Genomic DNA, 512 nt, shown 5'->3' with positions numbered 1-512 from the left:
ACGCAGCGCGGCACCATCGACGTGGCGCTCAGGATCAAGAACTCCCTGCAACGCATCATGCGTGAAGCCAACCGGCTGCGGCTGATCACAGCGAACCCAGCTCACGACCTCGATGGCTCGATCAAGACTCCACGGGTAACTCACAGACCCGCACTACCCTTATCGCGGCTGCCAGAGCTACTGGCATGCATTGAGGAATACAGAGGTCGCGCGCTCACTCGCCTCACGGTGATGCTGTCGTTGCATGTATTCGTGCGCTCCAGTGAACTACGCTTCGCCCGTTGGAACGAGTTCGACCTCAAGCGCGGAATCTGGGAGATCCCAGACACCCGCCCGGCGCTGGACGGCGTGCCCTTCTCCACAAGGGGTACGAAGATGGCTGGTGACATCCACGTTGTACCCTTATCGCCGCAGGCTGTGGCCTTGCTTGAGCAGATCCACGCGATCACCGGCAAGTTCGAGCTGGTGTTCGCGGGGGATGCCAAACCGTGGAAACCGATCTCCGAGAACAC

The 512-nt window shown here is 60.5% G+C and carries 1 protein-coding gene; it reads left to right on the top strand.

Going from position 1 to position 512, the window contains the following annotated elements; genetic code table 11:
- Nucleotides 1-512: tyrosine-type recombinase/integrase (locus SK224_RS16710; protein ID WP_413816805.1), on the top strand; the 512-nt coding region annotated here is incomplete at both ends.

Source organism: Microbacterium sp. BG28 (assembly GCF_034044005.1).
Taxonomy (GTDB): domain Bacteria; phylum Actinomycetota; class Actinomycetes; order Actinomycetales; family Microbacteriaceae; genus Microbacterium.
Note: the sequence above shows the minus strand (reverse complement) of the source record. Positions and strands in the feature narration are given on the sequence as shown.